Raw genomic sequence first — 25,896 nt, 5'->3', positions numbered from 1 at the left:
CGACCCATATTGGGTATTAGAGAAAAATTGAGGAATGTAAATGGCGATTTTGGTGACTGGTGGTGCTGGTTATATTGGCAGTCATACTTGTATCGAGTTACTTGCTGCCGGTATTGAGCCTGTGGTTGTGGATAATCTATCGAATAGTAGTGAGGAGGCCCTGAGACGGGTTGAGTTAATTGGTGGCAAAGCTATCCCTTTTCACCATCTCGATATTAATGATAAGGAGGGGTTGCGAAAAGTATTCTCTGATCATGAGATTGACGCTGTAATTCACTTTGCCGGACTGAAAGCAGTTGGTGAGTCTGTTGCTCAGCCTCTGCGCTATTACCAGAATAATGTGGCTGGGACCCTGACTTTATGTGAGGTAATGGAGGAGTATGGGGTTCACCGCCTGATCTTTAGTTCCTCTGCGACGGTCTATGGTGATCCTGAAGCAGTACCAATTAAAGAAGACTTCCCTACTGGGGCAACCAATCCCTATGGGTCGAGTAAGTTGATCGTGGAAAACATGTTGCGGGACCTTTGCGCCGCGCCAAACAGCCAGTGGAAAGTGAGCTTGTTGCGTTATTTCAACCCGATTGGAGCTCATGAAAGCGGGACTATTGGTGAAGATCCCAGTGGCATCCCCAACAACTTGCTACCTTATGTTTCCCAAGTAGCTGTAGGTAGGCTGGAGCAATTGCAGGTTTTTGGTGGTGATTATGATACCGTCGATGGTACGGGCGTTCGGGATTATATTCATGTAGTGGATCTGGCTCGAGGGCATCTGGCTGCATTGAATTTGCTTTGTAAAGAAGAGGTTTCTGAGGGTTGCTATACCCATAACCTGGGTACAGGGCAGGGCAGCTCTGTTTTGCAAGTTGTACGCGCTTTCGAAAGTGTTAGCGGCAAGGAAATTCCCTACAATATCGCTCCGCGGAGAGCGGGCGATATTGCAGAGTGTTATGCAGATCCGGAACTGGCTGAGAAAGAGCTGGGCTGGAAAGCCGAGTACGATTTAGTTCGTATGGTGGAAGATACTTGGCGCTGGCAGCATAAGAACCCGAAAGGATATAGCGCTGAATAGATAAATACGCTAGGGGAAACCAGTAATCCTTTATTAGTTTCAGTTAATAGGAATTTCTCATTTAAGGTTTACAGCTCATTGCTTACTTAATCCTCCTGAATTACTGTAGGCAATGAGATTCCCGTAAGTTCTTTGGAAAAATGTAACTATAGTACTCATGAGTTAGGTGTTTACTCGGAGCTTAAGTCTTTATTTATATTAATGAGCTTGTGTCCCGCTTACTTATTTAGATTTTAATAAAAATATTTGTTGGCTGATTCTAAGTTTAAGTCTCAATGGTTTTCCGTATCCCGTATTTTCTTTTCTTCAATCAGAAAGGGGTTAGAGTTGAAATATTTCCAGTTTATATTGTTGATAATGCTAGGAGTTTCAGTTTTAGCTGAAGAAAATTCTGGGGTGGATATCTTAATTGAGAAATCGGAAGGAAATCTCTGGAAACTTGTTTATCAAATGGATAGATCGACAAGCCGTATTGGTTTTGTTAGGAATCCAGATGCTTCTCGTATCGAGCGCTGGAAGCCACTTTCGTTAGATTTTGAAATGGTTTCTATTGATGGTGACGAGTATCTGGTCAGAAAGGATAGAGCTTCATTCGAGCGAGCTGAAATTTTGTTAACGCCTACATATAAACATCTTAAAAAAGATTATGCACCGTTCTCTCCTTATTCAAATGGTGGGAATCTGATATATACGGGGCGCCTGTTTGCCTGTATTGAAAAATGTAGCGATGAGATCACTAGCTGGAAAGTTTCGATGAAGATTCCCCCAGGCGAATATATGGTTGTCGGAGGACAGGTATATACTGGGGCAACTAGTTGGATTGACCGGGATAGCGGAATGAATGTCTATGTCGGAACCCAAAAACCTGTAGAAGAGCGTAGCTTTATCGCTGTCATTGATGATGGTCTACCAGATGGAATTAGGTTGTCATTAAATTCAGACATTCCAAAGCTGATCGCCTACTTTGAGAGAAAGCTTGGAAAAAATTCTGGAGAAAAACCAGTCTTATACGCCTCATACGCCCAAGTTGATGGTAATGATTATCAGGGGGGGACCTTACCCAACCAGATATTCATGCACTGGAATTGGAATGACTTTGATGAAAAATTGTCGGAACCTAATTTTGTTAGTGACATTATTTGGTTTTTTGCCCATGAAGTGGCTCATTTTCATCAGGAAGGTAAAGATAAAGTCTTGTCAGAGGATGTTCGAGACTCCTGGTTACATGAGGGGAATGCGGGCTGGCTGGCAGCCTCGGCTCTGCTAGATTTATACCCTAATTTTGAAAAGTATGTTTATGCCAAAGTTGATAAATTTAGGGCGAGTTGTTCGAACGGTTTGAAAAAATTTTCGTTGGTAGAAGCAGCTAACCATGGAAGGTTTGATCTATATTATAGTTGTGGCCTACTTATACATCGGGCAATTGATCAGTCCTTGCAGGAGAAAAGTAATGGCTCTGCAAGTATTTATTCATTATGGAGAAATTATCGAGAAGAAATTGAAAGCGGGGGAGAAAAAGGGATTAAAAGTTTCTTTAAGATAGTAGAGAACGAAACTTCCCGAGAGTTGGTTGAGGTTATAAGGCAGTTGGTTAGTCGTAAATTAGCTAATCCTGAAGCAACTTTAGAAAAGCTCTCACAGGTAATATAAGTCCGCTGTAATATGTAGTTGCGCCTATTAAGTTAAGAGCTGATTGTTGCTGAGCTGGTTAAGTGGCAACAATCAGTTAATGTTACAACAGGAGTCTTTTCCTGTTTATTTTGTGGGGGCTTTTAGGGCTACTAAAAACTACAATCGGTACAAAAAAATTCTTCATCACTTAATCGCATTGCAGTCAGGTACCCTCCCCAAACGCAACCTGTGTCTAGGGCATAGATATTCTCAGTATCTGCGCGGCCTTCCAGGGCAGCCCAATGCCCAAAAATAATTTTGTCATTTCTGGTTTTTCGATCGGGAAAGCTAAACCAGGGCTGGTATTCACCGTGAGAGGCCTGGACCCCCTTTTTATTGATCAGGTCCAGAGTGCCATCCGCCTTACAAAAACGCATTCTTGTAAAATAATTGGTAATGGAGCGCAGGCGCTCAATGCCGATCAAGTGGTCATCCCAACAATGTGGTTCATTGCCATACATACCATAAAAATATGCTTTTGCCATAGCTTCGTCGGCGAGGGCTTTATGGACTTCAGTGGCGAGTTTTAGGGCTTTCGTAACACTCCAAATGGGAGGGATGCCAGCGTGCACCATGGTGTAACCCTTCTTGTGTACTAGAAGGGGAAGGCTTTGTAGCCATTCCAGTAAATTATCAGCGTCCTTTGCGTTTAAAACCTTGGCAAGGTCATGTTCTTTTTCAGATAAGGACTTAGCGCCGTGAGCAATCGCCAGTAAATGCAGATCATGATTGCCTAATACTGCTGTCACCTGTTGGCGGTGCTCATAGAGAAAACGAAGAGTGCTCAGGCTGTCTTCACCCCGGTGAACCAAATCTCCGGCAAGCCAGAGTTTGTCACGGTCAGCACTAAAATTGATTTTCTTGAGAAGGCTTTGAAAAGCTGCAAAGCATCCTTGAATATCTCCGATGGCGTAAGTTGCCAAGGTTTCCCCCAAAAATATGAAAAATAATTATTGCTGCTGCAAGTTTGTACAGTAGTCGGCCAGTTTAACAAAGTCCTCGACACTTAAGGTTTCAGGTCGGCGGCCGGCATCTACGGGTAGTTGCTCGGGGTTGAGATCTGGAAAAAGGGGTTTAAGGGCATTGCGCAGAGTCTTGCGGCGTTGTTGGAAGGCAATATTGACGATTCTCTCTAATAGTCCTTCATCTTTTGCAGTAAATGGCAGGGTGTTGTGGGGAACCAACCTCACGATGGCAGAATCGACTTTGGGGGCGGGCCGGAAGGACTGCGGGGGGACAGGGAACAGGCCCTGTACGCGACAGTAGTATTGAACCATCACGCTAAGTCGTCCATAAGATTTGGTGGATGGCGTTGCGCTGAGCCGGTCTACTACTTCTTTCTGTAGCATAAAATGCATATCCTGGACTTGTCCGCGAAAGCTGAGCAGGTGGAACAGTAGCGGTGTGGATATGTTATACGGCAGGTTACCGACGATGCGCAGCTGCTTATTACCGGCAAAGGTGCCAAAGTCAAATTTCAATGCGTCCTGCTCAATAATGCTGAACTCGGGGTATTCCCTGAATTTAAATTCCAGCATCGGAATCAGGTCCCGATCTAGCTCTACAGCGGTAAGGGATGGACAGCGTTTTAATAGTAATTCAGTGATTGCACCCTGGCCCGGGCCGATTTCAATCAGGGTGTCGGATTCCTTGGGGCCTACCGAACGAACAATACGCTCGATAATATTTTCATCGACGAGAAAGTTTTGTCCAAAGCGTTTACGGGCTTTGTGTTGAAAGAAGTTATCCATTGATATATCTGTAACCTGGATTAATTTTGCGGTTAAGCCTTGGAATGTTAGTGAATATTTCAGTTGATATGCCCTTCGGGGCCATTTACTGCACACACTTCAGTGAGGGTGTGGTTGACACTTTTCTCCAGGCAAATTTTAGTGTTGGTTAGGAACTGCGTAACTTGGCCAGCGCGATAGCCTGGGTTAGTGCCGCCTGGAGGCTGCCGCACTCTGCGGAGCCCGTGCCCGCAATATTGAGAGCTGTACCGTGATCTACCGAGGTGCGGATAAAGGGTAGCCCCAAAGTGATATTAACTGCGTGGCCAAAACCCTTGAATTTTAACACTGGAAGCCCCTGGTCGTGATACATAGCTAAAACGGCGTCACATTCTGATAAATGGGGAGGGGTAAAAAGGGTATCTGCTGGCAGTGGGCCCTTCAGGGATATACCCTGGCTGCGTAAGCGCTCGAGCGTGGGTTCGATGATCTCTATTTCTTCCCGCCCCAGATGCCCGCCTTCTCCAGCATGTGGATTGAGGCCGCATACACTGATGCGAGGACTGGGAATACAAAAATGTTCCCGCAAACTTTTGTCGAGGATGGTAATAACCTGCTCAATAAGTGGACGACTGATCGCACTACTCACATCCTTGAGGGGGAGGTGGGTTGTCACAAGAGCAACACGAAGGTCGTCTGCGGCTAACATCATTACCACACGTTCAACCTTGGCTTTTTCAGCAAAAAACTCGGTATGGCCGCTAAACGATGTTCCCGCCTCGTTAATGACACCTTTGTGTACTGGCCCTGTTACCAGGGCATCAAACTCGCCTGATAGGCAGCCCTCTGCTGCAACTGAAAGAGTTTCCAAAACATAGTGCGCATTAGCTGTATTAAGCTGTCCTGGCTTGGCTGGCTCGGCCATTGTGATCGGCAAAATATAGAGGCTGCCGGGTGGTGTCCCGTCATTTGCTTTATCGGACAGAGGAAGGAGCTTGATTGGTAACCCCAGAGCCTCAGCAGTATCTGTTAGCAGCTGAGGATCAGCTATTGCGACAATCTGTGCTGAAGAACCCCCTTGCGCAATTTTCACGGCGAGTTCAGGGCCGATACCTGCGGGCTCTCCAGGGGTGAAGGCAATTTTAGGAATCATTTGTATAACTTTCCTGTAGCTACAAAAAAAAACCGGGCACAGGGCCCGGCTTTTCCCGCTGATTAAGCGGTTTACTGTTGATCCACTGAATCCTCAGTTGTCTCAGAGTCTGGCAGCTTGATTTCAACGTATGCCTGGTCGCGAATTTCACGGCGCCAGTTTTGCAACTCCTCTTCGTAGCGACGATTGCGCAGCAAGTTAGCGGCCTGATTGCGGATATATTGATCGGTCATGTCCTGTTTACGGCGATCTTCAACCTGCAGGATGTGCCAGCCAAACTGGCTGCGGAAGGGTAGACTGATATTACCAATCTCCGTTGCGTCCATAGCCTGGGTAAACTCAGGTACGAACTGCCCGGGCATAGACCAGCCAAGGTCGCCGCCGGATAGCATCGAGCCAATATCTTCTGAATTTTCGCGTGCCAATTCACTAAAGTTATCACTGGCCATAGCTTCTTCACGTAGTTCAATCAGCTTATTGTAAGCTTGGTCGTCGGTGAGAATAGCCGATGGCTTAAGTAGGATATGGCGAACTTTTGTCTGCTCTACCAGCTGCTCGCTGGCACCTTTCTGAGCATGAATTTTTAGCAGATGGAAGCCTGCATCACTACGGAAAGGTTCGGTCACATCGCCGGCTTTTAGGTCTGTGAGAGCATCGGCAAACAGAGTGGGGAGCTCGACAGTCTTGCGCCAGCCCAGGTCGCCACCGGAAAGAGCATTTTGACCAGCAGAGTTCGCAATTGCCAGGCGGCGGAAGTCGGTGCCATCTCTGGCTTGCTTAGCTAGATCCTCAGCCTTTTCCCGGGCCTGGGTAACTTCACTGGTGGGAGCGCTGGAACTTACGGGAATTAGGATATGCCCTAGCTCAAACTGGGGGGACTTCCAAAACTCCCCTTCCTTGGAGCGTAGGAAGTTATCAATATCCTGATCTGTAATCTGGATACGACGGTTAACGCTGCCTTGTTCAACACGGCGAATCATCAGTTCCTGGCGGATTTGCTGGCGGAAGCTTTTCATGCTCATACCATCTGCGAGTAGACGCTGACGGAACACTTCAGGGCTGACTCCCGCATTTTGCTGAACCCGGGCTATAGCCTGGTCTAGTTCGGATTCGGAGACAGTGACGCCAGCACGAGAGGCCATCTGCAGCTGCAAACGCTCGATAATCAGCTGTTCAAGTACCTGCCGGCGCAATATGTCTACAGGCGGAGCCTGCACCTGTTGCGCTTGAATCTGGCTGGTGATGGTATTCATGCGCTGGGTCAGTTCACTGGCCATCACAACATCGTCATCAACAACAGCGACTACCCGGTCAAGGTTCCTGACTTGCGCAGTGGCTGTAGTGGCAATCAGGGCGCCTACAGCCAGTAAGGGCGTCAGGCCCAATTTCGGTATGAACTTCTTAATTATTCTCATCACTGTTTCAGCTCTTCTCTCTGATCAAAGTTGGCAATCCCCTGGGTCAGCATTTCTGTCACGGTTGAACCAAAACCCGCTAATCCTTTGAGTTCGACTTCGAGGTAGATGCCCTCGTCGTACTCTAGGTCTTCAGCTGATACAACCCCTGCGAGATCATTGTCCAGCGTGCGACGCCACACTAGTCGGGTACGGTAGCAGCAGTCGTCATATTCGATACCTGCCAAGTATTCCAGTTCCCGATTCAAAGTAAGATCATAGCTGGCACTTGCCATGAGTGAGGTATGGGTACTAAGTGGGAGGGCCGTTGAGGCGTTCAGCTGACTTACTGTTTCATCCTCATCTTCGTCCTCATCATCTGTGGAGTCTGGGCGCTCGTAGTAGTAGCTTAAGTTAAAGATGCGGAATTCGTCGTCAAAATAACGCAGGCTGAAGTTGCCACGATTGATGTTGTGCTCACTATCCTCATAGACCAGTTCAGTGCCCAGGCGCAAAGACTGGAAAGGGCGACTTTCGATTCGCGCAGCTAGTTCTGACCGTGGGGTATCCTCAATGTAAGAGGTGCGGCCAATTTGGGTGTCACTGGAATAATAAATCTGCCCGATACTCGCTGAAAACAGATCTCGACCACTTATGGGGTCGATATACTTGGTTGTCAGGCCAAGGGCAAGTCTGTCTGCATCGTCGATTCGGTCGTTACCGGTAAAACGGCTATCGCGGAATAACTGGTCATAACTGAAGGTGTATAGCGATGTATCGTATAACAGGTTGTTACTGCTAGCGTTGATATCATCGGCGCCATCACTGATATCAAAAAAATCACTTTGATCGGCATTGCTGCTGATCAGGGTGAATAACCGGGGCTCTAGAGTCTGAATAAAATCGCGATTGAAAATGTGACTATCCCGTTCAAAGTAGAGCCCTGTATCCAGAATAAACTGGGCGGCAGCCGCGTCTGGAGTATCGTCGGCATCTTCGGGTAGGAATTGGTCACTCACACTATATGCGAGGTAGCGCCCGGCCACTCCCGGCTTAAAATATCCCCAGAGCCATTCTTTATCCCAGAAGAATTCATAGTCGAGGCGCAGTCTATCTGCAGTAATAAAGTTTCTTGTCTCAGTGACGACACTGTCGGGATCATCGGTATCTTCGATGTATCGAATCGTCTGCGTATCGCTGTGATCCCAACTGGTGACTTCATTTTGCATAGTGAGTAGCCAGTCATCCCAGCGATAATCGCCATCGACATCAAAGCGGGGATATTGGGCAAATGTATCAAAGGCGTCGTTTTCTAGTACTTGATAATCCTGAGTACGTAAGGTTGCTTTCCAATGTTCGCTTCGCAGTAAGCCTTGAACCTTTTGACTAACTCTGGTTTCTGCATTGATATCGAGATTAGCTGTGCTCAAATCGCGGAAATAGTCGGGGTCACTGACCTTGGTATAATCGATATCGGTCCGCCAAATACTGCCGCTGTACCCCCCTTGCTGCTCTAAACTGATGAGCCAACGGTCCTCACCTTTATAAGGGAGAACCAGATCCTCAGGAAAGCCTTCATCAATCAGGTCCTGGGCAAGATCATTGTTGCCGCCATCGTCATCGGGCAAGTCGGCCAGACGTATTTCAGTACTGAACATTTCTGCCAAGTGTCTGAATTCGACCTCCAACCCGGCACCGCGATGCTGGATATAGCGCGGGGAGATGGTGGCGTCCATTTGGGGGGCGATGTTCCAGTAGTAGGGGATGGCGAGATCCCAGCCATTCTTGTCGCTGTTACTGAGTGTGGGAAACAGAAAGCCGGACATGCGCGCGTCGCCCACCGGGAAGCGGAAATACGGCAGGTATAAAACAGGCACGTCTAGAATCTTCAAGCGCACATCCCGCGCAGTACCCTGACTCTCTACTTCATCGATATTGATCTCACGGCCTGTGAGCTGCCAGAACTCACGTCCGGGCTCACAGCGGGTATATGTGCCTTCGGTCAGGGTTAACTCGCCACTGGTTTGACGTGCTACCAGCTCGGCCCCACCGTGGATAAAAGCATCGTGTACCACATAGGTGGCATCTTCAACGGAGGCAGCTTCGCTTTCGGTATGGACTTCAGCGGAGGAACCACGGATCAGCAAACCGGGCTCCCGAAGTTCAATAGCGCCGTTTAAAGTGGCAATATTTTCAGGGCGGTCCAGTTTGACCTGGTCGGCAAACAACTGTCGGTAACCCTGAGTGATATGTACATTTCCGCTCAGCTCAGCGGAACCGTCCTCCAGCCATCGTGACTTCTCCGCAGTAGCCCTAAGGGGGGCTTCTCCAGGGGGGAGGTCAGAGCCGGGATAGTTTCGCGGAGGGGCCACGAAGGCACCAGAGCACACAGCTGGCAGGTTGGCTTGCTCTTCTGGGGTTAGCTCAGAGCGGGGTAACCAGTCCAGGTACAAATAGGGGTTGTAATCGGGATCGGGGGTTGGTTCCCCTTGATTGGCTTGCGCCCACAACGGCTGCGCAGCGATCAGGCCGAGAACGACAGAGCGGGCTTGGGAGTTATTAGCAATCGCCAGAGCGAGGCGACGCCACCGGGAGACTTCAAGCATCAAACGATATGTTCCAGCTATCTTTTAGTGTTTCTTTATCGATAGATACGTGCGACAGCTTTCGAGCCGGGGCGCGCAAAATCATCGCCCGATTCTACTTGAATGTAGAAGTGGTTAATAGCCGTACTGGAGCCGTAATGCTACAGGTGGAAATTCGACCCTGAAACACAAATTACCTGGGACTCGTGTTCTGCTTTTGTGTAAGGCAAAGTAGGACTTCCGAGAATTAACAGTGGCGTCTCTGGACGCAGGGAGGCTCAGGGTTAAAATGCAGCTAGAAACAGTTGGAAGTCATGAAATGAGTTTAAGATCGAGCGGTGAAGTTGAGCAAGGGTGCGAGATCGACTCCGATCCCCGATGCAGCGCATTGAGTGAGTGGGTTGGTGTGGCCCTGGATATGGGTACTCCGGCTGATTTGTCGAGCCTGGCTGGAGATGCCGGGTTTCGTCGCTATTTTCGTACTCGAACCGAGCCGCCACTGATAGCCGTGGACACGCCTCCCGAGTTGACCAATCCCGCTCGATTTGTGGCTCTGGCCGATTACTTGCGTCGCAATGGTATTCACACACCGATGGTGGTAGCAGCAGATACTGCGGAAGGTTATTTGTTACTGGAGGACCTCGGGGATACCCAGCTCTATAGTGTGCTCGATGACGAGAGTGTTGAAGGACTCTATGCAGAGGTAATGAGTGAACTTTTATGCCTTCAACAGATCCCTTTTGAGGAACAACTGTTCCCAGCTTATAGCCGTGAACTGCTTTTGAAGGAAATGCGGGTTATGCCCGAGTGGCTGGTGCGAGAATTACTCGGACATCAACTCGATCAGCAAGAAGAGAAGCTACTGGAGCAAACCTTTGAGTTATTGCTCAACAGTGCTGAAGAGCAGCCCCACACTATTGTTCATCGGGACTATCACAGCCGCAATCTGATGATTCGCGACGGAGAGCGGCCCGGGATTGTCGATTTTCAGGATGCGGTGTGGGGGCCTGCTACCTACGATCTGGTGTCTTTGCTTAGGGATTGCTATATCCGCTGGCCCCGCGAGCGGGTAGAGCGATGGGTGCTGGCTTATGCCGCGACCGCTGAAGCTGCGGGCGTTATGCAGCCGGTGGACCCGCAGCTCTACCTGAGATGGTTCGACTGGATGGGATTACAGCGTCACATCAAAGTACTGGGCCTGTTCCCGCGCCTCAGTCTGAGGGATGGAAAACAGGGCTATTTGCAGCACCTGCCACTAGTGATTCGCTATGTTTTGGAAACCGCCGGGCGCTACCCTGAGCTGAAGCCTTTTGCTGACTGGTTCGGTGGCATTTTGCTGCCGCAGATAGAGTCTCTGCCCTGGTACTGCGACTACCGCAGTGCAGGTGATTTGCCGAAGTAGGCTGCACGGAAACTGTACAGATAAATTTAATGAGCAAACCCAAAAAGAATTCCCCTTTGACTGCCATGGTATTGGCAGCAGGCTTTGGGCGTCGTATGCGCCCGCTGACGGACCAAACACCCAAGCCCTTGTTGCCGGTTGCCGGAAAGCCCCTGATTGAATATGCAATTGAGCGCTTGGCCGCTATTGGTGTGCAAAAGATCGTGATTAACCTGGGTTACTTAGGGCCCAAAATTCGCCAGCAGCTCGGTTCTGGTTCCCGCTGGGGGGTCGAAATTAACTACTCTGTCGAGCATGAGGAGGAACCACTGGAAACTGCTGGGGGGATTCTCAAGGCTCTGCCATTGATCGGCGATTCATCTTTTCTGGTGGTTAATGGTGATGTTTGGTGTGACTATGACTTGTCGCAGTGGATTGAGAGAGCGCTGCCGGAGTCTTGCCCCGGACGCCTTTTGATGGTCCCCAATCCTCCCCATAACCCCGATGGGGATTTCGGCATGGAGGGTGGTTTGTTGTCGGGTACAGCTAAGCCCCGCTATACCTTTGCCGGTATTAGTTGGCTGCGAGCTGAAACCCTTACTGAATACCCGAAGCGCCGCGAGTGTTTTGGGCTTGGAGAAGTGTTCACCTTTAATGAGGGCAGGTTACAAGCTGAACTCTACGAGGGAGACTGGTGCGATGTGGGAACTCCCGAGCGCCTGGAAAATTTAGATCGCCGACTCTCTGGCGAAAGTTGAGTTACCGAAGGATATTCTGATGTCAGATTACAAGATTGCCCCCTCTATTCTCTCCGCAGATTTCGCCCGCTTGGGTGAAGAGGTGGACAATGTGTTGGCAGCTGGAGCGGACTGGGTGCATTTTGATGTGATGGACAATCACTATGTGCCAAATCTTACGATTGGCCCTATGGTATGCCAGGCCCTGCGAAAACACGGTGTTGAAGCTCCGATTGATGTTCACCTGATGGTGGAGCCGGTCGATGAAATGATTCGCATGTTTGCCGATGCCGGTGCCACCTATATCACGTTTCACCCAGAAGCCTCTCGCCACCCGGACCGATCCCTGCAATTGATCCGCAGTCTTGGCTGTAAGGCCGGTTTGGTATTCAATCCCGCCAGTGGTCTCGATGCCGCCAAGTATGTGATGGATAAGCTGGATATGATCCTGCTGATGTCGGTAAACCCTGGGTTTGGCGGGCAGAAGTTTATCCCCAATACCCTGACCAAGCTAAAAGAAGCCCGCAAGTTGATTGATGAGTCTGGGTTTGATATCCGCCTCGAGATCGATGGCGGGGTAAACCGCGACAATATTGCTGAAATTGCGGCGGCTGGAGCGGATACTTTTGTCGCTGGCTCCGCCATCTTTAATACCCCGGACTACGCTGAAGTGATTGCGGCTATGCGCAAGAGTTTGGCTTAATTTGCAAAACTGGCGGGCAATCTCTTGCCCGCCATAGACGGGATTTGTTAACTTGTGCGCCTGCACTGAGGGAATTTCCGTGAACCACTCTTTCTCCCTGACAAACAGCTGGCGATGGCGCCACTGACCTGCTGAAGCCCAATCGAGTTTGGCGATTGTGGCACCTTTCCCGTGGGCGCTGCTTATACTCTGGCGCCAATCATAAAAAATGAAAAACTGATCGGAGTCTCCATGACCCCTACTGAATACGCTCAACTTGCGTCTGAGGGTTATAACCGTATCCCCCTGGTAAGGCGTGTGCTGGCAGATATTGAAACGCCACTGTCCACCTATTTGAAACTGGCCGGAGGCCGCTACAGCTACTTGCTGGAATCGGTTCAGGGCGGAGAAAAGTGGGGACGCTATTCCATTATTGGCTTGCCGGCGCGAACCCTGCTCAGGGTTAAGGGCACAGATATCACCGTGGAAACTGATGGAGAGGTTGTAGAGAGCCACAGCGCTTCAGACCCCCTGGCGTTTGTTGAGCAGTTTCAGCAGCGCTATAAGGTGCCTGAGTTAGAGGATCTACCACGTTTCAACGGTGGTCTAGTGGGCTATTTTGGCTACGATTGCGTGCGCTATATCGAACCACGCCTTGCGGCCAGTGCGCCGCCGGATACCTTGGGTAATCCGGATATTCTTTTGATGGTCAGCGATGAACTGGTGGTTTTTGATAATCTCGCCGGTGCGGTAATTTTGATTGTCCATGCTGATGCCAATGAAGAGGCTGCCTATGAAAAATCTCAGCAGCGCTTGGATCAACTGGTAAACCAGTTGGCACAACCGCTACCAGATACGGTACCCCTCGATTTGCATGGTCGCGGCATTGATGAGAGTGAATTCCACTCCCACTTCGGTGAAGAGAACTTCAAGCGCGCTGTAGACCGGGTTAAGGAGTATGTGCTTGCTGGCGATGTGATGCAGGTGGTGCCCTCCCAGCGCCTGTCTGCGCCTTTTGAGGCGCCGCCACTAAACTTTTACCGTGCCCTGCGCAGTTTGAATCCGTCGCCGTACATGTATTTTCTCGACCTCGGTGACCACCATGTGGTGGGCTCCAGTCCAGAAATTTTGGTACACCTGGAGGAGGGGGAGATGACTGTACGCCCCCTGGCAGGAACCCGTCACCGGGGAGCCTCTGAAGAGGAAGATTTGGCCCTGGAGAAGGAGTTATTGGCAGATCCGAAAGAGCTCGCTGAGCACCTGATGCTTATAGATCTGGGGCGCAACGATATAGGCCGAGTGGCTGATACTGGTAGCGTCAGAGTCACTGACCAAATGTTTGTCGAGCGTTATTCCCACGTGATGCATATTACCTCCAATGTTGTCGGCCAGTTAAAGCCGGGCCTCACTGCAATGGATGCACTGCGTGCGGCACTGCCTGCCGGTACTTTGTCGGGCGCGCCGAAGATTCGAGCAATGGAAATTATTGATGAGCTGGAGCCCGAGAAACGCGGCATCTATGGTGGTGCAGTGGGTTATTTGGCGTGGAATGGCAACATGGATACCGCTATCGCCATTCGTACAGCGGTTATCAAGAATGGCCAACTGTATGTACAGGCGGGGGCCGGGTTGGTAGCGGATTCCGACCCGCAATCAGAGTGGAATGAAACGATGAATAAGGCCCGTGCGCTTTTCCGTGCCGCCGGTATGGCGCTGGCCAAAAGTGGTGACTCTGTAAAGGTCGAGCAAGATGAGCGAAGTTAATATTTCCCCAAAATTGACTCAGGCCTCTCTCGCACGCCTGCAAAAAAGAATGGAAGAATCCACTTATCAACCAGAGGCTAAGGGGGCCGCACAATGATTTTAATGATCGATAACTACGACTCCTTTACCTGGAATGTAGTGCAGTACCTGGAAGAGCTGGGTGCAAAAGTGGTGGTAAAACGCAACGACGAAATTACCCTGGAAGAAATCGAGGCAATGGCGCCAGAGAAAATTGTGATTTCGCCGGGTCCCTGTACCCCCAATGAGGCGGGTATTTCTCTCGATACCATTCGCCGCTTTGCCGGCAGTATCCCTATTTTGGGTATTTGTCTGGGGCACCAGAGTATTGGACAGGTCTTCGGTGGCAGGGTAGTTCGTGCCCGGCAGGTTATGCACGGCAAAACATCCCCTATAGTGCACAACAACTTGGGGGTGTTCCACGGTTTGTCCAACCCATTTGAGGCGACTCGCTATCACTCACTGGTAGTGGAGAAAAGCAGTTTACCGGAATGCCTGGAGATCACCGCCTGGACTGAGACAGAGGATGGTGAAATTGACGAGATCATGGGCGTGAAGCACCGGGAATTAGCGGTAGAAGGGGTGCAATTTCATCCTGAGTCGATTCTCACCATGCACGGTCACGATATGTTGAGAAACTTTATCGAGTCTTGAGGACCGGAGAACAAGTGCGCGGCGGGCAGGCCCCGCCAGAATCAATAAGCAGAGCGGGGCAAAGGGGGAAAAATGAATATTCAACAGGCCATTGCCAAACTGGTGGATGGCGAACACCTTACTCGTGAAGAAATGCGCGAAACCGTGAGCCAGATTATGTGTGGCGAAGCGCTGGAGTCACAGATAGGCGCACTCCTTATCGCACTGCGCATTCGCGGGGAGACAGTCGATGAAATTGTCGGCGCTGTGGAAACCATGCGTGAGCTGGCGGTAAAGGTTGAGCTCGATCTGGAAAACACGGTTGATATTGTCGGCACCGGCGGTGATGGCGCCAATCTGTTTAACGTGTCCAGTGCGAGCAGCTTTGTGGCAGCTGCCGCCGGAGCTAAGGTAGCCAAGCATGGCAATCGCTCGGTGTCGTCCAGTAGTGGTTCTGCGGACCTGCTTGAGCACGCCGGCGTATTTTTGGAATTGAGTCCCTCGCAGATGGCGCGTTGCGTAGAGACTATCGGTATTGGCTTTATGTTTGCGCCCAGCTTTCACAATGCGATGCGCCACGTTGGCCCATCGCGCAAGGCGCTGGGACTGCGTACCATCTTCAATTTACTCGGGCCGATGACAAATCCGGCGGGAGTAAAGCGCAAAGTAATCGGTGTGTATGACAAGCGCTACTGCCGCCTGTTGGCTGAAGTTTTGCAAAAGCTCGGTTCAGAGCATGTGATGGTTTTACATAGTGAAGACGGGCTCGATGAAGCCAGTATTGCTGCGGATACCTTTGCTGTGGAATTAAAGGATGGTGCCTTGCAGGAATATACCCTCAAGCCTGAAGACTTTGGCTTGCAGCGCCGTGACCTCTCTGATCTTAGTGTTTCTGGTTCCGAGGACTCCCTGGCCCTGATTCGCGATGCGCTGGGTAAGCGCAATACTGAGGCGGGGCAAAAAGCCGCGGATATTATTGCGCTTAACGCAGGCCTGGCAATTTATGTCAGCGGCGTTGCGCACTCTGCAGAGCAAGGTGTCGCTATGGCACAAGATGCTATCGACAGCGGTCTCGCCGGAGAGAAAATTAACGATCTTGCCGCGTTTACCAGTGCGTTTCGCCCAGAGGAAATTCAATCGTGAGTACACCGACCATTTTAAAAACAATTGTCGAGCGCAAGTGGCAAGAGGTTGCTGAGCGCAAGGCAGAGTGCTCCACCGACGAAGTTCGACTTCGCGCCCGGGATCAGGAGCCGGCGAGAGGTTTTGTTGATGCAGTGGATCGCAAGATTTCCACTGGTGAGGCTGCAGTAATCGCCGAAATTAAAAAAGCCTCTCCCAGTAAAGGTGTGATTCGCGAGGATTTCCTTCCTGCAGAAATTGCTACTAGCTATGAAAAAGGTGGCGCGGCTTGTCTGTCAGTGCTAACCGATGTGGACTTTTTTCAGGGTGCAGATAATTACTTGCAGCAGGCCCGCGATGCCGTACGCCTACCGGTGCTGCGCAAGGACTTTACCGTTGATCCCTACCAAATCTATGAAGCTCGCGCGATTGGGGCCGACTGTATTTTGCTGATTGCAGCCTGCCTGGAAGATCCACAGATGGCGGATCTCAACGGGCTCGCTTTGGAGTTGGGTTTGGATGTCTTGGTGGAAGTGCATAACCACAAGGAGTTGGAGAGGGCCCTGGCATTGCCTAACCGCTTAATCGGCATCAATAATCGCAATCTGCACACTTTCGATGTGCAGCTGGAAAATACCTTTAAGTTACTGGACTTGATCCCCGAAGACCGTCTTGTGGTCACGGAAAGTGGTATTCATACCACAGATGATGTTGCGGCGATGCGCGGTCATAACGTCAATGCTTTCCTGGTGGGAGAGGCCTTTATGCGGGAGGAGGAGCCGGGCAGGAAACTGATGGAAATGTTTAACTGACCGCTTACTCCAGTAGTAGAAATAAAAAAGGGCGATGTAAAAATCGCCCTTTTTTTATGCGGTGTATTTATTCGGTTACTAGCGGGTACCGTACACCACCATGGTTTTACCTTTAACGGAAACCAGGCCCTGTTCTTCCAGGGTTTTTAATACGCGGCCCACCATTTCCCGGGAGCAGCCGACGATACGGCCAATTTCCTGGCGGGTGATTTTTATTTGCATGCCCTCGGGGTGAGTCATTGCATCCGGCTCATTGCAGAGGTCGAGCAGGGTGCGAGCGACACGTCCGGTAACATCCAGGAAGGCAAGATCGCCAACTTTGCGCGTGGTGTTGCGCAGGCGGCCTGCCATTTGGGTGGCCAGGGCGAAAAGAAACTCTGGGTGCTGGCGAGTGAGTTCTTGGAACTTGGTGTAGGAGATTTCTGCCACCTCACACTCGGTTTTGGTGCGGACCCAGGCACTGCGGGTGTCCTGATCGAACAGGCCCATCTCACCGAAAAAGTCTCCGTCGTTGAGGTAGGCAACGATCATCTCGCGGCCTTCATCGTCCTCAATCAGAACTGTAACGGAACCGCGCATAATGAAATAAAGGGATTCACAGCGGTCGCCAGCATAGATGATTGTGCTCTTGGCCGGGTAGCGACGCCGGTGGCAGTGGGCCAGAAAGTCTTCAATATTGCCGATAGTCATGGGGTCTTCGATAGCAACCGTCACGGATTTATTCCTCATTTTTTGTCTTGTGCTCTATCCCGGCTTTAGCAGCTGAGCACTATTGAATTATCGCGCGAAAACAAAATCCCCAACAGGGGCTGACCGCGGCAAAGTTCCGCAGTGTGACCTGTGACACTATGGCACTGGGTCGCTTGGACTTCATAAACCACGATGCGTTCATAGAAAAAGCATTTGATCATGCGTCATTCGGCTTTCGCGCGGAGGCGTACCAGACACTATACCGGAAACATACAGGTGCCGGGATAGACTTCGCCAATATGCTAAGCTTCGCCGCTGAAGTTTTAATGGGAGTGGAGTGATGCAGGGGAAAGTAACCTGGGTAAATGATTTAACCTTCGTCGGTGAAGCCGGCAGTGGTAATTCGGTAGTGATGGAAGGCGGCCGCACAAATAATGGTGTGCGCCCGATGGAAATGATTTTGCTGGGCGTCGGTGGCTGCGCGGCTTACGATGTGGTGAGTATTTTACAGAAGGCGAGACAAGACATTATTTCCTGTCATTGTGAACTGGAAGGTGTGCGCCCAGATACAACCCCATCGCCGTTTGAGCGAATTGAAATGAAGTTTGTAGTGCGCGGTCGCGGATTGAAGGAATCCCATGTTGCCCGTGCAGTGGAACTCTCCGCAGAGAAATACTGCTCAGGCTCCATCATGTTGCGCAATGCGGGTGTCGAGATTGTGCACAGCTACAGCGTTGAAGAAGCTTGAAGGAAAATTAGCCGGGAAGGGAAGGAGGATACTGGGCGTAACCTCCCTAAAATCCAAGTCGTTTTAGTGAGTGAAGAGTAACGGTCAGATTTTATAACTGGCCGAGGTCATCACTTTAGATACCAGAGACATCACTCCTTTTACCGGAGCGGGGAAGCGGGCACCACCGGCGGCCAGTGCAGCGTGGGCGTGCTCGTCTTCGTCAATTAACATCTGTTCCACTACCGCACGGCTTCTCTTGTCGTCGGCGGGAAGCTTTTCGAGGTGGCTCTCAAGATGTTTACACACCTGGTCTTCCGTAGCGGCCACAAAACCGAGGCTGATTCGGTCGCTGATTTTCCCGGCGGCGGCGCCGAGCCCAAAGGACATGCCGTACCACAGTGGGTTGAGTAGGCTGGGGCGGCTGTCCAATTCCTTCAAGCGCTGTTCACACCAGGCCAGATGGTCGATCTCCTCATCGGCAGCGCGCTCCATTTCCCCCCGCACCTCGGGCAGCTTGGCGGTCAGGGCCTGGCCCTGGTAGAGCGCCTGGGCGCAGACTTCACCGCTATGGTTGACCCGCATAAGGCCAGCGGCGTGTTTGCGTTCGCTGTCGGTGAGGTCTGTCTCGGCTTCACCCTTGGCCGGGGATGCCCGGCCGTGGCAGGGTTCGCCGGGACTCAGGGTGCGCAGAGCCCGATCCGCTTGAATTAACAGGCGGTCGAGTCCGCTGAGGCTGCGTTTACTCATAGTCTTCTGCTCCCTGTGGAAGGCGACCGCTGATGAGCGGCCGCCGATGCCAGCTGTTAGTCCTGCTGCTCTGCAGAAACCTTTTCTCTTTCGACAGCGCGGTAGCCGATATCTTTCCGGAAGAACACACCGTCCCAGTAGATAGCCCGAGCTGATTCATAGGCATTTTCCTGAGCTTCAGCGACGGTATCCCCTAATGCTGTGGCGCACAACACCCGGCCACCATTGGTGACTACGCGCTCACCATCCAGTGCGGTACCGGCGTGGAAGACCTTGGCATTGTCACCGTCTGCTTTGTCCAGGCCGCTGATGGCGTCGCCCTTGCGGTAGCTGCCGGGATAGCCGTGCGCGGCAAGTACCACACCCAGGGCCGGGCGGGGGTCCCACTCAGCAGTGACAGTGTCCAGCTTCTTGTCCAGAGCAGCCATGCACAGGTCGACCAGGTCCGACTTCAGACGAATCATAATTGGCTGGGTTTCCGGATCGCCAAAGCGGCAGTTGTACTCGATAACCTTCGGAGTACCGTCGCTGTCGATCATCAGGCCGGCGTAGAGGAAACCGGTGTAGGGCGTACCCTCAGAGGCCAGGCCTTTAACGGTGGGTTCGATTACCTCTTGCATAATGCGCTGGTAAATGGTGTCAGTCACCACCGGTGCAGGGGAGTAGGCACCCATACCGCCCGTATTAGGGCCGGTATCGCCATCGCCAACGCGCTTGTGATCCTGGCTGGTGGCCATCGGCAGGATATTTTCACCATCCACCATCACGATAAAGCTCGCTTCCTCACCCTGGAGGAACTCCTCGATAACCACGCGGCAGCCGGCTTCACCAAAGGCGTTTCCAGACAGCATATCGCGTACAGCGAGCTCAGCCTGCTCTTCGGTTTCGGCAACGATTACACCCTTGCCCGCAGCCAAGCCGTCGGCTTTAACCACGATGGGCGCGCCGCGCTCGCGAATGTAGGCAACCGCCGGCTCCACTTCGGTGAAATTGCGGTAGGCAGCGGTGGGGATTTTGTGGCGCTCGAGAAAGTCCTTGGTAAAGGCTTTGGAGCCCTCCAGTTGCGAGGCGCCTTTGCTGGGGCCAAAAATGGCGAGGCCACGGGCATTAAAGAAATCGACAACGCCGTCTACCAGCGGCGCTTCCGGGCCGACAATAGTTAGTTCTACGCCGTTTTCTTCGGCGAAATCTGCCAGGGCGGCGAAGTTATCCACACCGATCGCGATATTTTCCAGCTTGGGTTCGCGGGCAGTGCCGGCGTTGCCCGGGGCAACATAGACGGTGCCGACATTTGGGTTTTGCGCTGCTTTCCACGCCAGAGCGTGCTCGCGGCCACCTGATCCGATAACCAATACGTTCATTCTTAAATCCCCCTAAGTCGACCGATCCGGTCCATTGCACAGGTTATAGGTGTGCTAGTTTAACGTGGAATTGATTCTGAGGCCTGAGTCTCGCCCCTGGATTCAAATGATTTGTGCGGGCTGGGAAGTATCGATACTTCCCAGCCCGTTGATCATAGCCCGTAGCAGTAAGCATTTGCGGGCGTACAATCTTAGTGGCGGAAGTGGCGCATACCGGTAAATACCATGGCCATATTGTGCTCGTCCGCTGCGGCGATCACTTCTTCATCGCGCATGGAGCCGCCGGGCTGGATGACCGCCTGGATTCCCACAGCGGCAGCATTATCGATGCCGTCGCGGAAGGGGAAGAAGGCATCGGAAGCCATAACGGATCCTGCAACGGCGAGGCCGGCGTGCTCGGCCTTGATCGCGGCGATACGCGCGGAGTTTACGCGGCTCATCTGGCCTGCGCCCACACCCACAGTGCGACCCTCTTTGCCGTATACGATGGCATTGGATTTTACGAACTTGGCTACTTTCCAGGTAAACAGCAGATCGCGGATTTCCTCTTCAGTGGGCTGGCGCTTGGAGACCACTTTCAGGTCGGCAGCGGTGATCAGGCCGTCGTCGCGGTCCTGAACCAGCAGGCCGCCATTAACGCGCTTGTAGTCCAGCGCCGGGGTGCGCTCGCTGCTCCACTGGCCGCATACCAGCAGGCGCAGGTTCTTCTTCTCGGCAACGGCCTGCTTGGCCTCTTCGGAGACTGACGGTGCGATGATGACTTCAACAAACTGTCGCTCGACGATAGCGCGGGCAGTGGCGCCATCGAGTTCCCGGTTGAAGGCGATGATACCGCCAAAGGCGGATTCGCTGTCGGTAGCGAAAGCCAGGTCGTAGGCCTTATGAATATCTTTAGCAATTGCCACACCACAGGGATTGGCGTGTTTAACGATCACGCAAGCGGGTTGCTCGAAGGACTTAACGCACTCCAGCGCGGCATCGGTATCGGCGATATTGTTGTAGGACAGCTCTTTGCCCTGCAGCTGGGTGGCAGTGGAAATACTGGCCTCAGCTGGGTTGGCTTCGGTATAGAAAGCGGATTTCTGGTGCGGGTTCTCACCGTAGCGCAGGTCCAGTTTCTTGATAAATTGGCTGTTGTAGGTGCGCGGGAACAGCTGCTTTTCTTCGCCTTTAATGGCGCCCAGGTAATTGGCAATAGCGCCGTCGTAGCCCGCAGTGTGTTCGAAGGCTTTTACCGCCAGATCAAAGCGGCTGGTGTGGCTCAGGGCACCATCGTTAGCTTTCATCTCCTCGATGATATTGCCGTAATCGCTGGCATTGACCACGATAGTGACATCTTTGTGGTTCTTGGCGGCAGCGCGAACCATGGTAGGGCCGCCGATATCGATGTTCTCGATAGCGTCTTCGAGGGAACAGTCGGGCTTGGCAACGGTTTGAGCGAAGGGGTAGAGGTTAACCACCACCATATCGATCGGGGTGATACCGTGCTCGCCCATGATGGCATCATCGGTACCACGGCGCCCCAGAATGCCACCGTGTACTTTCGGGTGCAGAGTTTTGACACGGCCGTCCATCATTTCAGGGAAACCGGTGTAGTCGGAAACTTCTACCACGGGAATACCCGCTTCCTTGAGCTGGCGGTGGGTTCCGCCGGTGGAAAGAATCTCAACCCCCATTGCGGAGAGCTGTTGAGCGAACTCTACAATGCCACTCTTGTCAGAGACACTAATTAGAGCGCGGCGGATGGAAACCTTGTCTGTCATTGCACTTGATCCAACTGGTTTTCGAAAAGGATGTTTAAAGGGTTTTAGCGGTTGTCCACTGTGGCAACAAAAACGCTGCCGGGAAAATAGCGAAGGGGGATGAGTTACCTCATCCCCCTTCAAAATTTCGCTTGGTGGGAAGCTTACAGCAGGCCGTAGCGCTTCAGCTTCTTGCGCAGGGTGCCACGGTTGAGACCCAGTAATTGCGCGGCGCGGGTCTGGTTGTGGCGGGTGTATTTCATCACCACTTCGAGCATGGGCGCTTCGATCTCCGACAGCACCATGTCGTAGACATCGGTTACCATCTGGCCATCCAGGTGGCGGAAGTAATTCTCCATTGCGTGCTCGACGGCATCGCGCAGGGACTGCTGCTGTGGCTGTGCCAGTTGAGTCTGTCCCCTGGAGGATACTTCTTCATTGCCAGTATCCGGAATTAATACTTCGTTGTTCATGCCGCTTGTGCCCCTCTCGTTATTCGGCGTTCAAACCACTCGTGAACGCTGGCATGTTGTACTTCTGCACTCTCTATTTGGAAAAAGGTCTTGCGGAAGGACTCGCTATCCGCGAGCGTCTTCAAGTACCAGCCCACATGTTTGCGAGCGATACGGACCCCCATCACTTCACCGTAGAATCGGTGTAGTTCGCCCAAATGGGCGAGCAAAATATTCCTGACTTCATCCAATGTCGGTTCGGGTAGCCGCTCGCCAGTGGCGAGATAGTGGGCTATTTCCCGAAAAATCCATGGTCGTCCCTGTGCTGCACGGCCAATCATGACCGCCGATGCGCCAGTGTAATCGAGCACCTCTCGGGCTCTCTCAGCACTGCAGATGTCGCCATTGGCAAAAACCGGGATTTTTACCCTGGATACAATTTCGGCAATGGTATCGAATTCAGCCTGTCCGTGGTAGCCACAGGCGCGAGTGCGACCGTGAACCGCCAGTGCAGCGATCCCGGAATCCTCGGCCATTTTGGCTACAGTGACGCCATTGCGGGAATCCGGGCACCAGCCGGTGCGGATCTTTAGCGTCACCGGGACGGAAACAGACTGGACCACGGCTTGAAGAATATCCGCTACCAGCTTTTCATCCCGCAGCAGGGCGGAGCCCGCTGCTTTCTTACACACCTTTTTTGCCGGGCAACCCATATTAATATCGATGATTTGCGCGCCGCGACGAGCATTCTCCCGAGCGGCTTCCGCCATCATCTCAGGATCACCGCCGGCGATCTGCACCGATATGGGCGCCGCTTCGCCACCGTGATCCAGGCGCAAGCGGGACTTGCGGCTGTTCCACAGGCGAGTGTCCGAGGTCACCATCTCCGAAACCACCAATCCGGCGCCGAGTTCTCGGCACAGCTGGCGGAAGGGGCGGTCGGTGACACCGGCCATGGGCGCCAGAATTACCGGGTTGTCGATAATATAGGGGCCAATGGCAGTAGACACGGTAGCTCCATTTGGGCTGTAGGAAGGGCAATCTGTGCCCCGGCAAAACAGCCGCCTATGATAGCGGCTGGCCCGTTAATGGCAAAGCGAAAAAGCGGGCAATTTGATCGATCACTGTTCATTTAGCCTGTCGAATGCGCAGGTTTGGTTGTTTATGGCGCCAAATCCCCTTTGCTAAAAACTTAGCCGGGGAGCTTGTGTGTGTTCAGTGAGTGATGTTCAGCTCGTAGTTTACCGCTTCTGCACCGGGGTCAACCACCTCAATAGCGATATGAATGGGGCTGTCCTGGGGCATTAGTTTGCGTCCGGCCAACTCCCCCTGTAGGTACTCGTTCGGGGTAAACCGACGACTGGCCACAGCCTTGTCCTTCAGGTCGCTGAAGTTCAACAATAAGTTGGGGAAGGGTTGCGCGTAGGGGGCAGTATTTAGCAGCACTGCATCCACTACCAGGGCGCCCTGCAGCTGCGGGTGGGTGCGCACCATTAAGTTTGTGGCCTGGATCGCCCGGGTATCTTTTAGTTGGGGTAAGGTGCAGCCGAATAGTGGGCAGGCGGCAGCATAGAAGTCGCGCCAGGGCTGTTTGCGGCTGAGGCTATCGAACTGGAAGTATGCAACCTGAATCACTATGCCGAGGATCGATAGGGGAATCAATGCACGCCACAGCCAGGGAGAGGCTGTGCGTTTCTTTTTGGGTACTCCCCACGACATCTCCACAGGCGCGGGCTGGATAGCTGAGATTAATTGCTCCCGCTGGGGCTCTTCAGCAGTGGTAGATTCGCCACCGAAGTAAGGCTCCTGGCGGCTTTCCTCAGTGGGGGGAGGTGTATCTACAGACTCGGTTGATACTGCAGGCTCATTGTTGTCCCAGGACGGCTCTTCAGCGAGGGAGCTAGAAGTTTCAAACTCCGGTACTTCAGGTTGGCCGTTGTACTCGGGCGAAGGGTCAGAATCAAAATCAGGAAGTTCTTCCCAGTCCGGCTTGAGGATTTTATCCAGGTCCTCTTCGGGTTCCGCTTCCTCTTCGGTGTGAGATGCTTCCAGCTCCTGCCACTCATGGTCGCCAAAGGCGTCACCAATTAATTCCTGCGCTGCTGCACTATATTCTTTTGGTTCAGATTTGGGCGCGCTGTCAGGTGCAATCTCATTGGTTGCACTCTCCTGATTGGTAGTTTGATCCACAGCTGGTGGAGATGGCGGGGTGGCGGGTTCGTCCTCGTCGAGCTCGATATCGTCGTGGATCAGGAAGTCATCGTCTTCCAGCAAAGCCTCCAAATCATTGCGGCTCTCGCTATCACTTTCTGAGAAAACGATATTTTCGTCTGCGCGAAACACCTGCAGGCAAGACCCACAGCGAACGGCGCCGCGGGCAGCGCGCAGTTGCTGGTCATTAATATGAAATGATGTGCTGCAATGAGGGCAGCGGGTTACCAGTTGAGACATTCGACTAGAGCGCAGTTTATTTAGCAGCCAAGTTTATCAGCCCAAAGGGGTCCCGCGTAGTGCTGGGGAGCGCATTTAGCGCACCCGCTTGCCAGTCAGTCTGACCCATCCCTCGTGTTCGCCGTCAGGATCGAACTCAATCCATTCACTGTAAGCATTTTTCACCTGCTCTGCCTGGGAACTGAGGATGCCGGACAGACAGATTTTTCCGCCCAATTGAGTGAGCTGTATCAGTTGAGGGGCGAGTTTTACCAGGGGACCGGCGAGGATATTGGCCAACATAACATCGGCGGCTTCGCTCGGCATTTGTTCTGGCAGGTAGACCGGGAAGCGCTCGGGGTCTATGCCGTTGCGCTGGGCATTGTCGCGGCTGGCGAGCAATGCCTGGGGATCGATATCGGTGCCGAGAACTCGCTCTGCTCCCAGTAGAAGTGCGCTAATCCCCAGAATACCCGAGCCGCAACCGAAGTCGATGGCACTCTTACCTGCGAGCTCCTGCTGCGCCAACCATTGCAGACATAGGAAAGTAGTTGGGTGCGTGCCAGTGCCGAAGGCAAGGCCCGGATCGAGCAGCAGGTTCACGGCGTCCGGCTGTGGTGGCTCACACCAGCTGGGGCAGATCCACAAATTGGGGCCGCACTGGATGGGTTTGTAGTGGGTCATCCACTCCCGCTCCCAATCCTTGTCCTCAAGTTGCTCCCAGCGGGCATTGGGCAGTATTTCGCATAGGAAGGAAGCTGCTTTTGCCTCGGTAACTGAGGTGTCGACTTCCGCATCGAACAACCCGGTAACCCGTGTTTGCTCCCATAGGGGCACTTCTCCGAGCCCGGGCTCAAGGATCGGTTGGTCAGCGTTGTCTTGCAGGGTGACAGATACGGCACCGGCAAAAAGCAGTGCGTCTTCGATTTTTTCCGCGTGATCACGGTCGGTGTCCACGCGGAGTTGTAGCCAGGGCATAATTATTCCGGAATT

23 protein-coding genes are annotated in these 25,896 nt (G+C 52.3%); 10 read left to right on the top strand and 13 right to left on the bottom strand.

What is annotated here, in order from left to right:
• Nucleotides 1-40 precede the first annotated feature (40 nt).
• Together galE and ACJJIW_RS04110 are read left to right on the top strand one after the other, a co-directional pair.
• A complete protein-coding gene (galE, locus tag ACJJIW_RS04115; protein ID WP_282934455.1) occupies nt 41-1,069 on the top strand; it encodes a UDP-glucose 4-epimerase GalE in 1,029 nt (342 codons plus the stop codon).
• 327 nt (nt 1,070-1,396) lie between these two features.
• A complete protein-coding gene (locus ACJJIW_RS04110; protein WP_444936741.1) occupies nt 1,397-2,719 on the top strand; it encodes a M1 aminopeptidase family protein in 1,323 nt (440 codons plus the stop codon).
• Nucleotides 2,720-2,850: 131 nt separating this feature from the next.
• On the opposite strand, the gene ACJJIW_RS04105 is transcribed toward ACJJIW_RS04110, so the two are convergent.
• The 5 genes from ACJJIW_RS04105 to ACJJIW_RS04085 form a co-directional block, all read right to left on the bottom strand.
• On the bottom strand, nt 2,851-3,663 hold the full coding sequence (locus ACJJIW_RS04105) for a symmetrical bis(5'-nucleosyl)-tetraphosphatase (RefSeq protein ID WP_282934452.1): 813 nt from the start codon (nt 3,661-3,663) through the stop codon (nt 2,851-2,853).
• 27 nt (nt 3,664-3,690) lie between these two features.
• Nucleotides 3,691-4,491, bottom strand: a complete 801-nt coding sequence (gene rsmA, locus ACJJIW_RS04100; protein WP_282934451.1) for a 16S rRNA (adenine(1518)-N(6)/adenine(1519)-N(6))-dimethyltransferase RsmA — start codon at nt 4,489-4,491, stop codon at nt 3,691-3,693.
• Between the two features lie 148 nt (nt 4,492-4,639).
• A complete protein-coding gene (gene pdxA, locus ACJJIW_RS04095; RefSeq protein WP_282934450.1) occupies nt 4,640-5,623 on the bottom strand; it encodes a 4-hydroxythreonine-4-phosphate dehydrogenase PdxA in 984 nt (327 codons plus the stop codon).
• A 71-nt stretch (nt 5,624-5,694) separates the two neighbouring features.
• Nucleotides 5,695-7,038: a peptidylprolyl isomerase gene (locus ACJJIW_RS04090; RefSeq protein WP_282934594.1), complete on the bottom strand. Its 1,344-nt coding sequence runs from the start codon at nt 7,036-7,038 to the stop codon at nt 5,695-5,697.
• Nucleotides 7,038-9,623, bottom strand: a complete 2,586-nt coding sequence (locus tag ACJJIW_RS04085; protein ID WP_444936740.1) for an LPS-assembly protein LptD — start codon at nt 9,621-9,623, stop codon at nt 7,038-7,040. The genes ACJJIW_RS04090 and ACJJIW_RS04085 overlap by 1 nt, the downstream gene beginning before the upstream one ends.
• Before the next feature lie 298 nt (nt 9,624-9,921).
• On the opposite strand from ACJJIW_RS04085, the gene ACJJIW_RS04080 reads away from it, so the two are divergent.
• From ACJJIW_RS04080 to trpC, 7 genes are all read left to right on the top strand, one after another.
• Nucleotides 9,922-11,004, top strand: coding sequence for an aminoglycoside phosphotransferase family protein (locus ACJJIW_RS04080; RefSeq protein ID WP_444936739.1), 1,083 nt, complete (start codon nt 9,922-9,924; stop codon nt 11,002-11,004).
• Nucleotides 11,005-11,033: 29 nt separating this feature from the next.
• Nucleotides 11,034-11,741 carry a nucleotidyltransferase family protein gene (locus ACJJIW_RS04075; RefSeq protein ID WP_282934446.1) on the top strand — a complete coding sequence of 236 codons (708 nt, stop codon included), beginning with the start codon at nt 11,034-11,036 and terminating at the stop codon, nt 11,739-11,741.
• A gap of 19 nt (nt 11,742-11,760) precedes the next feature.
• The gene (gene rpe, locus ACJJIW_RS04070; protein WP_444892691.1) at nt 11,761-12,423 is read left to right on the top strand and encodes a ribulose-phosphate 3-epimerase; all 663 of its coding nucleotides are present in this window, start codon (nt 11,761-11,763) and stop codon (nt 12,421-12,423) included.
• A 231-nt stretch (nt 12,424-12,654) separates the two neighbouring features.
• On the top strand, nt 12,655-14,166 hold the full coding sequence (trpE, locus tag ACJJIW_RS04065) for an anthranilate synthase component I (protein ID WP_444892692.1): 1,512 nt from the start codon (nt 12,655-12,657) through the stop codon (nt 14,164-14,166).
• Nucleotides 14,167-14,259: 93 nt separating this feature from the next.
• Complete coding sequence (locus ACJJIW_RS04060; RefSeq protein WP_282934444.1) at nt 14,260-14,838, top strand: anthranilate synthase component II; 579 nt, start codon at nt 14,260-14,262, stop codon at nt 14,836-14,838.
• 72 nt (nt 14,839-14,910) lie between these two features.
• The gene (gene trpD / locus ACJJIW_RS04055; protein WP_444936738.1) at nt 14,911-15,960 is read left to right on the top strand and encodes an anthranilate phosphoribosyltransferase; all 1,050 of its coding nucleotides are present in this window, start codon (nt 14,911-14,913) and stop codon (nt 15,958-15,960) included.
• Nucleotides 15,954-16,751, top strand: a complete 798-nt coding sequence (gene trpC, locus ACJJIW_RS04050; RefSeq protein WP_413665837.1) for an indole-3-glycerol phosphate synthase TrpC — start codon at nt 15,954-15,956, stop codon at nt 16,749-16,751. The genes trpD and trpC overlap by 7 nt, the downstream gene beginning before the upstream one ends.
• Nucleotides 16,752-16,829: 78 nt before the next feature.
• Here trpC and crp read toward each other — a convergent pair whose 3' ends face one another.
• On the bottom strand, nt 16,830-17,480 hold the full coding sequence (crp, locus tag ACJJIW_RS04045; RefSeq protein WP_051089460.1) for a cAMP-activated global transcriptional regulator CRP: 651 nt from the start codon (nt 17,478-17,480) through the stop codon (nt 16,830-16,832).
• A 301-nt stretch (nt 17,481-17,781) separates the two neighbouring features.
• On the opposite strand from crp, the gene ACJJIW_RS04040 reads away from it, so the two are divergent.
• Nucleotides 17,782-18,189, top strand: a complete 408-nt coding sequence (locus tag ACJJIW_RS04040; protein WP_282934442.1) for an OsmC family protein — start codon at nt 17,782-17,784, stop codon at nt 18,187-18,189.
• 84 nt (nt 18,190-18,273) lie between these two features.
• On the opposite strand, the gene coq7 is transcribed toward ACJJIW_RS04040, so the two are convergent.
• From coq7 to prmA, 7 genes are all read right to left on the bottom strand, one after another.
• A complete protein-coding gene (gene coq7 / locus ACJJIW_RS04035) occupies nt 18,274-18,918 on the bottom strand; it encodes a 2-polyprenyl-3-methyl-6-methoxy-1,4-benzoquinone monooxygenase (protein WP_108731610.1) in 645 nt (214 codons plus the stop codon).
• Between the two features lie 56 nt (nt 18,919-18,974).
• Nucleotides 18,975-20,279 carry a phosphoribosylamine--glycine ligase gene (gene purD, locus ACJJIW_RS04030; RefSeq protein ID WP_444934792.1) on the bottom strand — a complete coding sequence of 435 codons (1,305 nt, stop codon included), beginning with the start codon at nt 20,277-20,279 and terminating at the stop codon, nt 18,975-18,977.
• Nucleotides 20,280-20,470: 191 nt separating this feature from the next.
• A complete protein-coding gene (purH, locus tag ACJJIW_RS04025; RefSeq protein WP_444936737.1) occupies nt 20,471-22,042 on the bottom strand; it encodes a bifunctional phosphoribosylaminoimidazolecarboxamide formyltransferase/IMP cyclohydrolase in 1,572 nt (523 codons plus the stop codon).
• Nucleotides 22,043-22,185: 143 nt separating this feature from the next.
• The gene (fis, locus tag ACJJIW_RS04020; RefSeq protein WP_020411495.1) at nt 22,186-22,494 is read right to left on the bottom strand and encodes a DNA-binding transcriptional regulator Fis; all 309 of its coding nucleotides are present in this window, start codon (nt 22,492-22,494) and stop codon (nt 22,186-22,188) included.
• Nucleotides 22,491-23,483, bottom strand: a complete 993-nt coding sequence (gene dusB / locus ACJJIW_RS04015; protein ID WP_444892695.1) for a tRNA dihydrouridine synthase DusB — start codon at nt 23,481-23,483, stop codon at nt 22,491-22,493. The genes fis and dusB overlap by 4 nt, the downstream gene beginning before the upstream one ends.
• A 205-nt stretch (nt 23,484-23,688) precedes the next feature.
• Entirely contained in the window at nt 23,689-24,924 is a 1,236-nt protein-coding gene (locus ACJJIW_RS04010; RefSeq protein ID WP_444936736.1) for a DUF3426 domain-containing protein, read from the bottom strand.
• A gap of 75 nt (nt 24,925-24,999) precedes the next feature.
• On the bottom strand, nt 25,000-25,881 hold the full coding sequence (gene prmA, locus ACJJIW_RS04005; protein ID WP_444936735.1) for a 50S ribosomal protein L11 methyltransferase: 882 nt from the start codon (nt 25,879-25,881) through the stop codon (nt 25,000-25,002).
• Between the last annotated feature and the right edge of the window lie 15 nt (nt 25,882-25,896).

It is taken from the genome of Microbulbifer maximicatervae (SeqCode) (assembly GCF_052467815.1).
Note: the sequence above shows the minus strand (reverse complement) of the source record. Positions and strands in the feature narration are given on the sequence as shown.